General features: G+C 67.5%; 11 protein-coding genes. All 11 read left to right on the forward strand.

Translation table 11 applies throughout. The annotated features are described in order from the left end of the window. Positions 1–43 precede the first annotated feature (43 nt). The 11 genes from PT015_RS16775 (at position 44) to PT015_RS16825 (ending at position 14089) form a co-directional block, all read left to right on the forward strand. Entirely contained in the window at positions 44–2044 is a 2001-nt protein-coding gene (locus PT015_RS16775) for a DUF6541 family protein (protein WP_285185932.1), read from the forward strand. Continuing rightward, complete coding sequence (locus PT015_RS16780; RefSeq protein ID WP_285185934.1) at positions 2041–2547, forward strand: bacterial proteasome activator family protein; 507 nt, start codon at positions 2041–2043, stop codon at positions 2545–2547. The genes PT015_RS16775 and PT015_RS16780 overlap by 4 nt, the downstream gene beginning before the upstream one ends. A gap of 16 nt (positions 2548–2563) precedes the next feature. Further along, positions 2564–3355 carry a galactan export ABC transporter ATP-binding subunit Wzt/RfbE gene (wzt, locus tag PT015_RS16785; RefSeq protein WP_285185936.1) on the forward strand — a complete coding sequence of 264 codons (792 nt, stop codon included), beginning with the start codon at positions 2564–2566 and terminating at the stop codon, positions 3353–3355. Next, a complete protein-coding gene (gene glfT1, locus PT015_RS16790; RefSeq protein WP_285185938.1) occupies positions 3352–4266 on the forward strand; it encodes a galactofuranosyltransferase GlfT1 in 915 nt (304 codons plus the stop codon). The genes wzt and glfT1 overlap by 4 nt, the downstream gene beginning before the upstream one ends. After that, positions 4263–5093: a galactan export ABC transporter permease subunit Wzm/RfbD gene (gene wzm, locus PT015_RS16795; protein ID WP_285185940.1), complete on the forward strand. Its 831-nt coding sequence runs from the start codon at positions 4263–4265 to the stop codon at positions 5091–5093. Before glfT1 ends, wzm begins: the two co-directional genes overlap by 4 nt. Before the next feature lie 97 nt (positions 5094–5190). Continuing rightward, positions 5191–5601, forward strand: a complete 411-nt coding sequence (locus PT015_RS16800) for a GtrA family protein (RefSeq protein WP_285185941.1) — start codon at positions 5191–5193, stop codon at positions 5599–5601. Positions 5602–5624: 23 nt separating this feature from the next. Beyond that, positions 5625–6743 (forward strand): DUF2235 domain-containing protein, encoded by a 1119-nt coding sequence (locus PT015_RS16805; protein WP_285185944.1) that lies wholly within the window; start codon positions 5625–5627, stop codon positions 6741–6743. A 60-nt stretch (positions 6744–6803) separates the two neighbouring features. Continuing rightward, positions 6804–8186 carry an FAD-binding oxidoreductase gene (locus tag PT015_RS16810; RefSeq protein ID WP_285185945.1) on the forward strand — a complete coding sequence of 461 codons (1383 nt, stop codon included), beginning with the start codon at positions 6804–6806 and terminating at the stop codon, positions 8184–8186. After that, on the forward strand, positions 8187–8969 hold the full coding sequence (locus PT015_RS16815) for a decaprenylphospho-beta-D-erythro-pentofuranosid-2-ulose 2-reductase (RefSeq protein WP_285185947.1): 783 nt from the start codon (positions 8187–8189) through the stop codon (positions 8967–8969). Beyond that, entirely contained in the window at positions 8970–10838 is a 1869-nt protein-coding gene (locus PT015_RS16820; RefSeq protein ID WP_285185950.1) for a galactan 5-O-arabinofuranosyltransferase, read from the forward strand. Further along, entirely contained in the window at positions 10838–14089 is a 3252-nt protein-coding gene (locus PT015_RS16825; protein ID WP_285185951.1) for an arabinosyltransferase domain-containing protein, read from the forward strand. The genes PT015_RS16820 and PT015_RS16825 overlap by 1 nt, the downstream gene beginning before the upstream one ends.

Raw genomic sequence — 14089 nt, forward strand, 5'->3', positions numbered from 1 at the left:
CCACCATCCTGAGCCAGGTCACCCGGCCAGCCATACTAGTCGCGTGGGGCTCTGCTTCGGAACGCTGATCGCATTGTTTTTGCTGATCGTGCCGGGGGCCATCGTCGGACGAATCACCCAGCTAACGTGGCCGATCGCGATCGCCGTCGGCCCGGTCCTGACCTACGGGGTGGTCGCGCTGGCGATAATCCCGTTCGGCGCCATCGGGATTCCGTGGAACGGTTGGACGGCGCTGGCCGCGTTGGCGGCGGCCTGCGTCGTGATGATCTGCCTGCAGCCGTTGCTCGCCGGCTACCGCGACGCCGAGGCACAGGCGCGCGGGATCGACCGCCGGCAGGCGCTGACGGTCGCGGCGGGGGTGGTGCTGGGCGGGTTGCTGATCATGTGGGCGGCCTACCGCGGCCTCACGCACTGGCAGTCGATCCCCAGCACGTGGGATGCGGTCTGGCACGCCAACACCGTCCGCTTCATGCTCGACACCGGCCAGGCGTCCTCGACGCACATGGGCGAACTGCGCAACGTCGAAACTCATCAGCCGCTGTACTACCCGTCGGTGTTCCACGCGCTGGCCGCGGTCTATTGCCAGCTGACCGGCGCCGCGCCGACGACCGGCTACACGGTCAACGCGGTGGCGGCCGCGATCTGGCTGTTTCCGTCCAGCGCCGCGATGCTGACGTGGCATCTGGCCCGCCCACGCACGCCGTACGCCGCAGGCCTGGCCGCGACGGCGGCGGCACTGTCGGCGTCGTTCACGTCCGTGCCGTACGTCGAGTTCGGCACCGCGGCCATGCCGAACCTGGCGGCCTACGGCGTCGCGATCCCGACATTTGTGTTGGTCGCGTCGACGCTGGTGCATCGCGACCGCATCCCGGCGGCGGTGCTGGCCCTGGTCGGCGTCTTCTCGGTGCACCTGACGGGCGGCTTCGTCGTTATTCTGTTCGCCGCCGCGTGGTGGCTGATGGACGTCCTGTGGCATCCGGTGCGCGGGCGGCTTGCTGACGCTTTAACGCTCGCGGCATCGGGGGTGCCGGCGCTGGTAATCCTGGCGCCGCAGTTCATCGGGGTGGCCAAGCAGGCCGACATCATCGCCGGACACGCCTTCCCCAGCTTCAAGACCGTCAAGCAGGGCGTGATCGACGCGTTGCTGCTGCACACCCGCCACCTCAACGACTTCCCAATCCAGTACGTCATCGTGGTGCTCAGCGGCGTCGGCATGGCGATCCTGCTGTACAAGAGGATCTGGTGGCCGCCGGTGGTCTGGCTCATGCTGACCGTCGCGACCATCTACTCGGGGGCGCCGTTCCACAATCCGCTCGGCGCCGCGATCGAGCACTTCAGCCAGTTCTTCTACAACGACCCCCGCCGACTGTCGGCGGTGGTGACGATGTTGGTGACGCCGGCGGCCGCGGTCGCGGTGTTCGCGCTGGTGGTGGGCGGGGTGGCGCTGGCCCGCAAGGTCGTGACCCGGACATCCGTCAAAATCCCTGACGCCGTGTGGGTTTCGACGGCCGTCACGCTGCTGGCGCTGACGACCGTGGTGACCGCCCGCCATTATCTGTACCGGCATCTGGTGTTGTTCGGCGACAAGTACGACTCGGTGATCGTCAACCAGCACGATCTCGACGCGATGGCTCACCTGGCTTCGTTGCCCGGCGCGAAGGACACCCTGATCGGCGACTCGAACGTCGACGGCACCGCGTGGATGTACGCCGTCGCCGACCTGCACCCGCTGTGGACGCACTACGACTTCCCGCAGCAGACTGGCCCGGGCTACTACCGCTACATCTTCTGGGCCTACGCCGATGCCGATGCGCTGCCCGGGGTACCCGAGGACAAGCGCGCGCTGGTGCCCGACGCAATCCGGGCGCTCAACATCCGCTACGTCCTGACCAGCGCGCCGACAGTTCGAGGGTTCAAGGTGCCCGACGGACTACTGTTTATTGACCATTCGAAGTGGTGGAGGAAGATCTACGACGGCGGTGACGCCTGGATTTACGAATGGCAGGGACCTCCTCCGACAACTCCTAAGGGTGACAAGCATTGAGTAACGACGACGACATCGAGGTCATCGGCGGCGTCGACCCCCGCCTGCTGGCGATGGCCCCGGACTCCGATTCGGACGACGACCGCTCGATCACCGACCTGGTCGAGCAGCCCGCCAAGGTGATGCGGATCGGCACCATGATCAAGCAACTTCTCGAAGAGGTGCGCGCGGCTCCGCTCGACGACGCCAGCCGCACCCGGCTGCGCGAAATCCACGCCACCAGCATCCGCGAGCTCGAAGACGGTCTGGCGCCGGAATTGCGCGACGAGCTCAATCGGCTGTCGCTGCCGTTCACCGAAGGCAGCGTTCCGTCGGACGCCGAGCTGCGGATCGCGCAGGCCCAGCTGGTCGGTTGGCTGGAGGGCTTGTTCCACGGCATCCAGACCGCATTGTTCGCCCAGCAGATGGCGGCCCGCGCGCAACTCGAGCAGATGCGCGAGCAGCGGGGTCTGCCGGCCGGCCCCGGGGGCTCGGGCGGTCCAGGCTCTGGGCAATACCTTTGACCACCTACGAGTGCATGTGACGAGCCCGTACATCGAGACCCACGACGCGTGGGTGGAGTTTCCGATCTTCGACGCCAAGTCGCGATCGCTGAAGAAGACATTCCTGGGCGGTTCGATCGGGCGCAACGCGTCCAACGTCGTCGTGATCGAGGCGCTGCGCGACATCACCATGTCGCTGAAACTCGGCGATCGGGTCGGGCTGGTCGGCCACAACGGCGCCGGGAAATCGACTCTGCTGCGGCTACTTTCGGGCATTTACGAGCCGACCCGCGGATCGGCGATCGTCCGCGGCCGGGTGGCGCCGGTGTTCGACCTCGGCGTCGGTATGGACCCGGAGATCTCCGGCTACGAGAACATTCTGATCCGCGGGCTGTTCCTGGGGCAGACCCGTAAGCAGATGCTGGCCAAGGTCGACGAGATCGCCGACTTCACCGAACTCGGCGACTACCTGTCGATGCCGCTGCGTACCTACTCCACCGGTATGCGGGTGCGGTTGGCGATGGGCGTGGTCACCAGCATCGACCCCGAGATCCTGCTGCTCGACGAGGGCATCGGCGCCGTCGACGCCGACTTCCTGAAGAAGGCGCAGACGCGGCTGCAGAGCCTGGTCGAGCGCTCCGGAATCCTGGTGTTCGCAAGCCATTCCAACGAATTCCTGGCTCGGCTGTGCAAGACCGCGATGTGGATCGACCACGGGGTCATCCGGCAGACCGGCAGCATCGAAGACGTCGTGCGGGCGTACGAGGGCGAGGACGCCGCCCGGCACGTGCGCGAGGTGCTGGCGGAGACCGAACGCGACAGCGTATGAGCGGGACTGTGGCGGCCGTCGTCGTCACTCATCGGCGGGTAGATCTGCTCGCCAAGTCGCTGGACGTGCTGAGCAGCCAGAGCCGGCCGGTGGACCAGTTGATCGTCGTGGACAATGATTTTCACGGCGAAGCGGGCGACCAGGTCCGCGATCTGGTTGCTGGCCAACCGATTTCGACGATATACCTCCCGTCACGCCGAAACCTCGGCGGCGCAGGCGGTTTCGCGCTCGGAATCCTGCACGCCCTGTCGCTCGGCGCCGACTGGGTCTGGCTTGCCGACGACGACGGGCACCCACGCGACAGCGAGGTTTTGGCGACGCTGCTGGCCTGCGCCGACAAGCACCGCCTCGACGAGGTGTCACCGATGGTGTGCAACGCCGACGAGCCGACGAAGCTGGCCTTCCCGTTGCGGCGCGGCCTGGTCTGGCGTCGACTGGTCAGCGAACTGCGCACCGAGGCCGGCCAGGACCTATTGCCGGGCATCGCATCGCTGTTCAATGGCGCGCTGTTCCGAGCGTCGGCTTTCGAGGCGATCGGCGTTCCTGACCTGCGGCTGTTCGTCCGCGGCGACGAGGTGGAGATGCACCGCCGGCTGGTCCGCTCCGGACTGGCGTTCGGGACCTGCCTGGACACGGCCTACCTGCATCCCTGCGGGTCCGCGGAGTTCAAGCCGATCCTCGGCGGGCGGATGCACACGCAGTACCCCGACGACGAGACAAAGCGTTACTTCACCTACCGGAACCGCGGCTACCTGATGGCGCAGCCGGGTCTGCGGAAACTCCTTGTGCAGGAATGGCTTCGGTTCGGCTGGTTCTTCCTTATTTCTCGTCGCGACCCCAAAGGTCTGCTGGAATGGCTGCGGCTGCGCCGGCTGGGCCGCCGGGAACAGTTCGAAAGGCCAACCCTATGACCATCGTTGATGTTGCGGCGCAGTCGAAGACGATGACCCGCGCCTGGGGCGACCTGGTCGACGGCTATCGCCGCCGCGAGCTGTGGCTGCACCTCGGCTGGCAGGACATCAAGCAGCGCTACCGCCGCTCGGTGCTGGGTCCGTTCTGGATCACCATCGCCACCGGCACCACCGCCGTCGCGATGGGCGGGTTGTACTCGAAGCTGTTCCATCTTCAGCTCTCGGTACACCTGCCGTATGTCACGCTCGGGCTGATCATCTGGAACCTGATCAACGCCTCGATCCTCGAGGGCGCAGACGTGTTCGTCGCGAACGAGGGACTGATCAAGCAGCTGCCGACCCCGCTGAGCGTGCACGTCTACCGGCTGGTGTGGCGGCAGATGATCCTGTTCGGGCACAACATCGTCATCTACGTGATCATCGCGATGATCTACCCCAAGCCATGGTCGTGGGCCGACCTGGCGGTGATCCCGGCGCTGGGGCTGATCGTGCTGAACTGCGTCTGGGTGTCGCTGTGCTTCGGCATCCTGTCGACGCGGTTTCGCGATATCGGGCCGCTGCTGTTCTCCGTCGTGCAGCTGCTGTTCTTCATGACGCCGATCATCTGGAACGACGACACGTTGCGCCAGCAGGGCGCCGGGCAGTGGTCGAAGATCGTGGAGCTCAATCCGCTGCTGCACTACCTGGATCTAGTCCGGGCGCCGCTGCTCGGGGCGCACCAAGAGCTGCGGCACTGGTACGTCGTGATCGGGCTGACCGTGCTGGGCTGGCTGGTGGCGGCGTTCGCGATGCGGCAGTACCGCGCGCGGGTTGCCTACTGGGTCTAGTTCGCTTGGCGCTTTTTCGCGAAACTGAAGCCAGGGTCGCGATTCGCCGCTGGGCACAGCCCTGGCGGCTGTCTCGCGAGCCGTAGACTCTGCGCCGATGACCGAGATCGCGGCGAGCACCCCGTTGCCGCTGAAAACCCAGGCGTGGCGCTTCATCGTCACCGGCGGACTGTCCGCGATCGTCGACTTCGGGCTGTACAGCCTGCTGCTACATCTGGGCCTGCAGGTCAACATCGCCAAGTCGCTGAGCTTCATCGCGGGCACCACGACGGCCTACCTGATCAACCGCCGCTGGACGTTCCAGGCGCCGCCGAGCCGGGCCCGCTTCATCGCGGTCTGCGTGCTCTACGCGCTGACCTTCTGCGTGCAGGTCGGCATCAACTACGTCTTCTATCTGCAGTTCGCCAACGTGTCGTGGCGGGTGCCGGCCGCGTTCGTGATCGCGCAGGGCACCGCGACGGTGATCAACTTCGTCGTCCAGCGGTCGGTCATTTTCCGGCTGCGGTAGCGGCCGACCGTGCATGCTGAGGCATGCCGAAACGTCTGGTGGTGTGCTGCGACGGGACGTGGGACAGTCCGGACGAGCGAGACCGGCACAGCCCCACGCCGACGAACGTCACCAAGGTTGCGCTGAGCGTTGCCCGCGAGGACCGCAACGGGCGAGAGCAACGTACGTTCTACCGCCTGGGAGTCGGCACCCGTCGCCCCGAGCGAATCAGCGGTGGCGGGTTCGGTTTCGGCGTTTCGCGCGCAATCCGCGACACCTACCGCTTCCTCGTCGAGAATTACGAACCCGGCGACCAGCTCTACTTCTTCGGGTTCAGCCGCGGCGCGTTCACCGCGCGCAGCACGGTGGGCTTCATCCGCAACTGCGGCATTCTGCGCCGCGAGAACGCGGGGCTGATCGATCGTGCTTTCGCGCTGTACCGGAGCAGAAGCAGCACCAACCACCCGAAGAGTGTGGAGTCGACCCTCTTTCGGAGTGCGTACTCCTACGAGCCGCGCATTCGCTTCATCGGTGTCTGGGACACCGTCGGAGCGATGGGCATCCCCATCACCGGTTCGGCGCTGATCGCGGTTCTCAACAGGCGAACTCGATTTCACGACACCAGCTTGAGTTCGACGGTGGACGCCGCGTTCCACGCACTGGCGATCGACGAGAAACGAAACTCGTTCTGCCCGACGTTGTGGACGACGACGTCGGCGAACCAGCGCGTCGAGCAGGTCTGGTTCACCGGGGTCCACCGGGACGTGGGCGGCGGCTATTCGCAGCACGGATTGAGCGACATTCCGTTGCTCTGGATGATGGACCGAGCTCAGGAATGCGGCCTGGCGTTCGTCGAGGCCTCCCCGCGCGCATCGCTGGCACGCGTCGCAGCAGGACTCCCGGACGAGGACAAGGACCTGCGAGAGGCGATGCTCGCCAAGCCCGATGCGCTCGCCGACCCGCACAATTCGTGGAAAGGGTGGTACCGGATCCCGCGCCCCCATCGGCGAGAGCTCGGCAAGTCAGACCGGGCTCACGAATGGGCCGCCTCGACGGCGGTCGAGCGCCGCAAGGCAGGGCTCGAGCCTGCATCACCTCAGCTCGCGGCCTATCTCGACGGCGGAGGTCAAGTCATGGACGTCAGCGCCGCTATCGAGAGCTGAGAGCTGCCCGATGCTCTGCCTGCGCTGAGCCGCAGCCTGCAGCGGGTACCCTCTTTGACGATGTTGAGCAGCGACATTCCCACCACGAAAACCCCGCTGATGGGGTTTGGCCGCACCGCGCCGTCGGTAGCGGAAGTGCTGTCGACCCCTGACACCGAGCTGATCGCCAAGGCGGTCGGCCAGGTCGCCGACGCCGGCGGGCGCGGCGTGATCGCGCGCGGACTGGGCCGTTCTTACGGGGACAACGCCCAGAACGGCGGCGGTCTGGTCATCGACATGACGCCGCTCAACAAGATCCATTCGATCGACTCCGACACTCGGTTGGCCGAGGTGGACGCCGGCGTCAGCCTCGACCAGCTGATGAAGGCCGCGCTGCCGTTCGGGCTGTGGGTGCCGGTGCTGCCGGGCACTCGGCAGGTCACGGTCGGCGGCGCGATCGCCTGCGACATCCACGGCAAGAACCACCACAGCGCGGGCAGCTTCGGCAACCACGTCGTGTCGATGGACCTGTTGACCGCCGACGGGCAGATCCGCCACCTCGAGCCGGATGGTGAGGAGTCCGAGTTGTTCTGGGCCACCGTCGGCGGCAACGGGCTCACCGGCATCGTGCTGCGGGCGGTCATCGCGATGACGCCGACCGAGACCGCCTACTTCGTCGCCGACGGCATCGCCACCCACGACCTCGACGAGACGGTCGCGGTGCACCTGGACGGCACCGAGGACAACTACACCTATTCCAGCGCCTGGTTCGATCTGATCAGCCCGCCGCCCAAGCTCGGCCGCGCCTCGATCAGCCGCGGCAGCCTGGCCAAGCTGGACCAGCTGCCGCCCAAGCTGGCCAAGAATCCGCTGAAATTTGATGCGCCGCAATTGCTTTCGGTGCCGAATATATTTCCGATCAGCGCGATGAACAAGCTGTCCTTCATGGCGATCGGCGAGGTGTACTACCGGCTCGGCGGCACCTACAGCGGCAAGATCCAGAATTTGTCGCAGTTCTACCACATGCTCGACCTGGTCAGCGGATGGAACAACGCCTACGGCCCAACGGGTTTCGCGCAGCACCAGTTCCTGGTGCCACCGGATGCGTTGGAGGAGTTCAAGGCGATCATCCGCTGGATCCAGACCCGCGGCCACTACTCCGCGCTCAACGTCTTCAAGCTCTTCGGGCCGGGCAACAAGGCGCCACTGAGCTTCCCGATGGCCGGCTGGAACGTCGCGATGGACTTCCCGAACCGTCCCGGCGTCAACGAATTCCTCAACGAACTCGACACCCGCGTCATGGAATTCGGCGGTCGGGTCTACACGGCCAAAGACTCGCGGGTCAGCGCCGACAACTTCCACGCCATGTATCCCCGCATCGACGAGTGGATTGCGGTGCGCCGCAAGGTCGATCCCACCGGGGTTTTCGTCTCGGACATGGCCCGACGTTTGGAGCTGCTGTAAATGGTGCTTGACGCCGTTGGTAACCCCCAGTCCATCCTGCTGCTCGGCGGCACGTCGGAGATCGGGCTGGCGATCTGCGAGCGCTACCTGCGCAACGCGCACGCCCGAATCGTGTTGGCGGACCTGCCCAATCACCCGGGCAAGGTTAAGGCCATCGCGCAGATGAAGGCGGCGGGGGCCAAGTCGGTCGAGTGGATCGACTTCGACGGCGTCGACACCGCGAGCCATCCGACGGTCATCGACGCGGCTTTCGCCGAAGGCGACATCGACGTCGCGATCGTCGCGTTCGGTCTACTCGGCAACGCCGAGGAACTCTGGCAGGACCAGCACAAGGCCGTGCAGATCGCCCAAGTCAATTACACGGCAGCGGTTTCCGTCGGTGTGCTGCTCGGCGAGAAGATGCGCGCGCAGGGCTTCGGCCGCATCATCGCGATGAGCTCGGTCGCCGGCGAGCGGGTGCGACGGTCCAACTTCGTCTACGGCTCCACCAAAGCAGGCCTTGACGGCTTTTACCTCGGTCTCGGAGAAGCGCTGCGCGAGTATGGAGTTCGCGTTTTGGTGATCCGGCCGGGCCAGGTTCGCACCACCACCACGCTCGAACACTGGAAGGCGACCGGGGCCAAGGAGGCGCCGTTCACCGTCGACAAGGAGTTCATCGCCGAGCTGGCGGTGAACTCGGCGGCCAAGGGCAAGGAACTCGTCTGGGCACCGGGCCCGGTGCGCTACCTGATGACCGTGCTGCGGCACATCCCGCGGCCGATCTTCCGCAAGTTGCCCCTCTAGATGCGCAGCGCGCTGGCCACCGTCGGCCACATGGTGATCGCGGTCGTGATCGCCGCGGCGGTCTCGGTGATCTCGCTGGCCGCCATCGGCCGGGTGCAGTGGCCGGCCTTCCCGTCGTCGAATCAACTGCACGCGCTGACCACGGTCGGTCAGGTCGGCTGCATTCTCGGATTGCTCTGTGCCGGTTGGGCTTCCCGACGCGGCCGACGGGTCGTGGCGCGGCTGCTGGCCCTGGTGTTCGTGTCGGCTTTCTCGGTGGTGACGCTGGGCATGCCGCTCGGCGCCACCAAGCTCTACCTGTTCGGCATCTCGGTCGACCAGCAGTTCCGCACCGAGTACCTGACGCGGTTGACCGACTCGTCGACGCTGCACGACATGACCTACGCGGGGCTGCCGCCGTTCTATCCCCCGGGCTGGTTCTGGGTCGGCGGACGGGTGGCTGCGCTGACCGGTTCGACGGGCTGGGAGACCTTCAAGCCGTGGGCGATCACGTCGATCACCATCGCGATCGCGGTCGCATTGGTGTTGTGGGCGAGACTGATTCGATTCGAGTACGCGCTGATCGTCACAACCGCGACGGCCGCGGTGACGCTGGCCTACAGCTCACCGGAGCCGTACTCGGCGATGATCACCGTGCTGTTGCCGCCGGTGTTCGTCCTGGCCTGGTCCGGGCTGCGCGGCGGCACCCGCGACGGCGGTTGGGCCGCGGTGATCGGAACCGGGGCGTTCCTCGGGGTCGCGGCCACCTGCTACACGCTGCTGCCCGCCGTGAGCGCGTTCACCCTGGTGCTGATGGCGCTGGCGGTGACGGCGGTCCGATGGAAGCAGGGCCTGCGACAAGCACTGGACCCGCTCGTCAGGCTGGCCGCGATCGGTGGCATCGCGGCGACCATCGCGTCGATCACCTGGCTGCCGTTCCTGCTCCACGCGGCGCGCGGGCCGGTCAGCAACAGCGGCAGCGCCTTCCACTACCTGCCGGCCGACGGCGCCGAGCTGACATTCCCGATGCTGAAGTTCACGCTGCTGGGCGCGCTGTGCCTGCTCGGCACGCTGTGGCTGGTCGTGCGGGCGCGGTCGTCGGTGCGTGCCGGTGGGCTGGCGATCGGCGTGCTGGCCATCTACGCCTGGTCGCTGCTGTCGATGCTGACCACGCTGGCCCGCACCACGCTGCTCTCGTTCCGGCTACAGCCGACGCTGACGGTGTTGCTGACGGCGGCCGGCGTGTTCGGCTTCGTCGAGGGGACCAAGGCGTTGACGACGCGCAACCGCGCCTGGCTGCCCGTCGCGGCGGCGATCGGGCTGGCAGCCGCGATCGCGTTCGCCCAGGACATCCCCGACGTGCTGCGGCCCGACCTGACCATCGCCTACACCGACACCGACGGCCACGGTCAGCGCGGCGACCGGCGTCCGCCGAGCTCGGAGAAGTTCTATGCCGAGATCGACCAGGCGATCACCAAGGCGACCGGTAGGCCGCGCGACGAAACCGTCGTGCTGACCGCCGACTACAGCTTCCTGTCCTACTACCCCTACTACGGCTTCCAGGGGTTGACCTCGCACTACGCCAACCCGCTCGCGCAATTCGACAGGCGCGCGGCCACGATCAAGGACTGGGAAAAGCTCAAGACCGCCGACCCGTTCGTGCGCGCCCTGGACACGCTGCCGTGGGCGCCGCCGACGGTGTTCCTGCTACGGCACGGCGGCTCGGCGGGCGCGTCGAGCACCTACACCCTGCGGTTGGCCGAGGACGTGTATCCCAACCAGCCCAACGTGCGCCGCTACACCGTCGAACTCAACGCCAAGATCTTCGACGACCCGCGGTTCACCGTGACGAAAATCGGCCCCTTCGTGCTGGCCGTCCGCAAACCCTGATGGCTACCGAGGCGGCGGATGCCGAGCAATTAGCATCTAGCTCTGTGACAGACACGGGCGCCAGGAGCTACCGGACTGCCCGCCTCGTCGCCGTCGTCGCCGGACTGCTCGGCACCCTGCTGGCCATCGCCACCCCGCTGCTCCCGGTCAAACAGACCACCGCGCAACTGAACTGGCCCCAGAACGGCGCGCTCGGCAGCGTCGAGGCCCCGCTGATCGGCTACGTCGCGACCGACCTGACCATCAACATCCCCTGCCAGACCGCCGCCGGCCTCACGGGCCAGGGCAAGACCGTGCTGCTCTCGACGGTCCCCAAGCAGGCGCCCAAGGCCGTCGACCGCGGCCTGTTGATCGAGCGCGCCAACGACGACCTGGTGCTGGTCGTGCGCAACGTGCCCCTGGTCGTCGCGCCGCTGAGCCAGGTATTGGGCCCCGACTGCCAGAAGCTGGTCTTCACCGCGCACGCCGACCGGGTGATCGGCGAATTCGTCGGCCTCACGCAGGGGCCCAACGCCGAACACCCCGGCGCGGCGCTGCGCGGCGAGCGCAGCGGCTACGACTTCCGCCCGCAGATCGTCGGCGTCTACACCGACCTCAGCGGTCCCGCGCCGCCCGGGCTGACGTTCTCGGCGACGATCGACACCCGCTACAGCAGCTCGCCCACGCCGTTGAAGATGGCCGCGATGGTGCTCGGCGTCGCGCTGACGCTGGCCGCGCTGATCGCCCTGCACGTCCTCGACACCGCCGACGGCACCCGGCACCGGCGCTTCCTGCCGCCGAGGTGGTGGTCGCTGAGCGGGCTGGACGGCCTGGTCACGGCGGTGCTGGTGTGGTGGCACTTCGTCGGCGCCAACACCGCCGACGACGGCTACATCCTGACGATGGCCCGGGTCTCCGAGCACGCCGGCTACATGGCCAACTACTACCGCTGGCTGGGCACGCCGGAGGCGCCGTTCGGCTGGTACTACGACCTGCTGGCGCTGTGGGCGCACGTCAGCACCGCGAGCATCTGGATGCGGCTGCCGACGCTGTTGATGGCGCTGGCGTGCTGGTGGGTGATCAGCCGGGAGGTCATCCCGCGGCTGGGTCACTCGGTCAAGATCAGCCGGGCGGCGGCATGGACGGCGGCCGGTACCTTCCTGGCGGTGTGGCTGCCGCTGGACAACGGACTGCGGCCCGAGCCGATCATCGCGGTCGGCATCCTGCTGACCTGGTGCTCGGTCGAACGCGCGGTGGCCACCAGTCGGCTGCTGCCGGTCGCGGCGGCGTGCATCATCGGCGCGTTGACGCTGTTCTCCGGCCCGACCGGGATTGCCTCGATCGGCGCCCTGCTGGTGGCAATTGGGCCGCTGCGCACCATCATTCACCGCCGCTCGCGACGCTTCGGGGTGCTGCCGCTGCTGGCGCCGATCGTCGCCGCGGTGAGCGTGAACGCCATCCTGATCTTCCGCGACCAGACGCTGGCCGGCGAAATGCAGGCGACGTCGCTCAAGCGGGCGTTGGGCCCGAGCCTGAGCTGGTTCGACGAGCACATCCGCTACGAGCGACTGTTCATGGCCAGCCCCGACGGATCGGTCGCGCGGCGGTTCGCGCTGCTGGTGTTGCTGGTCGCGCTCGCCGTGTCGGTGGCAATGACGTTGCGCAAGGGACGAATTCCGGGCACCGCGGCCGGTCCGAGTCGCCGCATCATCGGCATCACGGTGATCTCGTTCATCGCGATGATGTTCACGCCGACCAAGTGGACGCACCACTTCGGGGTGTTCGCCGGGCTGGCCGGGTCGCTGGGCGCACTCGCTGCGGTGGCGGTGACCGCCGTGGCGATGCGGTCTCGGCGCAACCGCACGCTGTTCGCCGCCGTGGTGCTCTTCGTGGTCGCGCTGTCGTTCGCCAGCGTGAACGGCTGGTGGTACGTCTCGAACTTCGGGGTGCCGTGGTCAAACGCCTTCCCGCAGTGGCACTTCGGCTTCACGACGGGCTTCCTGGGACTGAGCGTTCTGGCAGCGCTGCTGGCGGCCTGGCTGCACTTCGTCAAGAGCGGGAGCGACGCGGATCCGCCGCGCGACTCGCGGTTCGGCCGAATCATCCGGTCGCCGTTGGCCATTGCCGCATGGGCGCTGGTCTTCTTCCAGGTGCTGTCGTTGACGTTGGGCATGACCGACCAGTACCCGGCGTGGTCGGTCGGCCGCTCGAACCTGCAGGCGCTGGCCGGGAAGACGTGCGGCCTGGCCACCGACGTGCTCGTCGAGCAGGACCCCAACGCCGGTCTGCTGCAGCCGGTATCGGGTGCCGAAAAAGACGCGCTGTCAGGTGGTTTCGCGGAGGGCTTCGACAGCAACGGCATCCCGTCGACGGTGTCTGCCGACCCGGTGATGGAACGCCCCGGCGACCGCAGCTTTGTCAGCGACGACGGCAACGTCACCAACAGCGAAGCCGGCACCGAGGGCGGTACCACCGCCGCGCCCGGCGTCAACGGCTCCCGCGCGCGGCTGCCCTACGGCCTCGACCCGGCCCGCACCCCGGTGCTGGGCAGCTGGCGCCCCGGCGTCCAGATGCCTGCCCGACTGCGATCGGCCTGGTACAAACTGCCGCCCCGCAGCGAGTCCGGGCCGCTGCTGGTGGTGTCGGCCGCGGGCCGCTTCAACTACGGCGAAGTCGAAATCCAGTGGGCCAACGACCAGCAGGCCGCGGACAACAAGCCCGGCGGCTCGACCGGCCTCGACGACGTCGGCGCCGCGCCCGCCTGGCGCAACCTGCGGGCGCCGCTGTCGGCGCTGCCCGCCGACGCCACCCAGGTGCGTGTCGTGGTCAGCGACGAGGACCTGGCGCCGCAGCACTGGATCGCCGTCACCCCGCCGCGGATTCCACGCCTGCGCACGCTGCAGGACGTGGTCGGTTCATCGGAGCCGGTGATGCTGGATTGGCTTGTCGGCCTTGCCTTCCCGTGCCAGCGGCCGTTCGGCCACCAGAACGGCGTGGACGAGGTGCCGAGGTGGCGGATCCTGCCCGACCGGTTCGGCGCCGAGGCCAACTCGCCGGTGATGGACAAGAACGGCGGCGGGCCGCTGGGCGTGACGGAACTGCTGGCGCGCGCGAGCACGGTGCCGACGTATCTGAAGGACGACTGGTCCCGCGACTGGGGCGCGCTGCAGCAGTTGACGCCGTACTACCCGGACGCCGGTACCGCGGAACTCGACCTCGGCTCGGCCACCCGCAGCGGCCTGTGGAGTCCCGCCCCGCTGCGCCGCGGCTGA

It is taken from the genome of Candidatus Mycobacterium wuenschmannii, assembly GCF_030252325.1.
In the GTDB taxonomy this organism is placed as follows: Bacteria; Actinomycetota; Actinomycetes; order Mycobacteriales; family Mycobacteriaceae; genus Mycobacterium; species Mycobacterium wuenschmannii.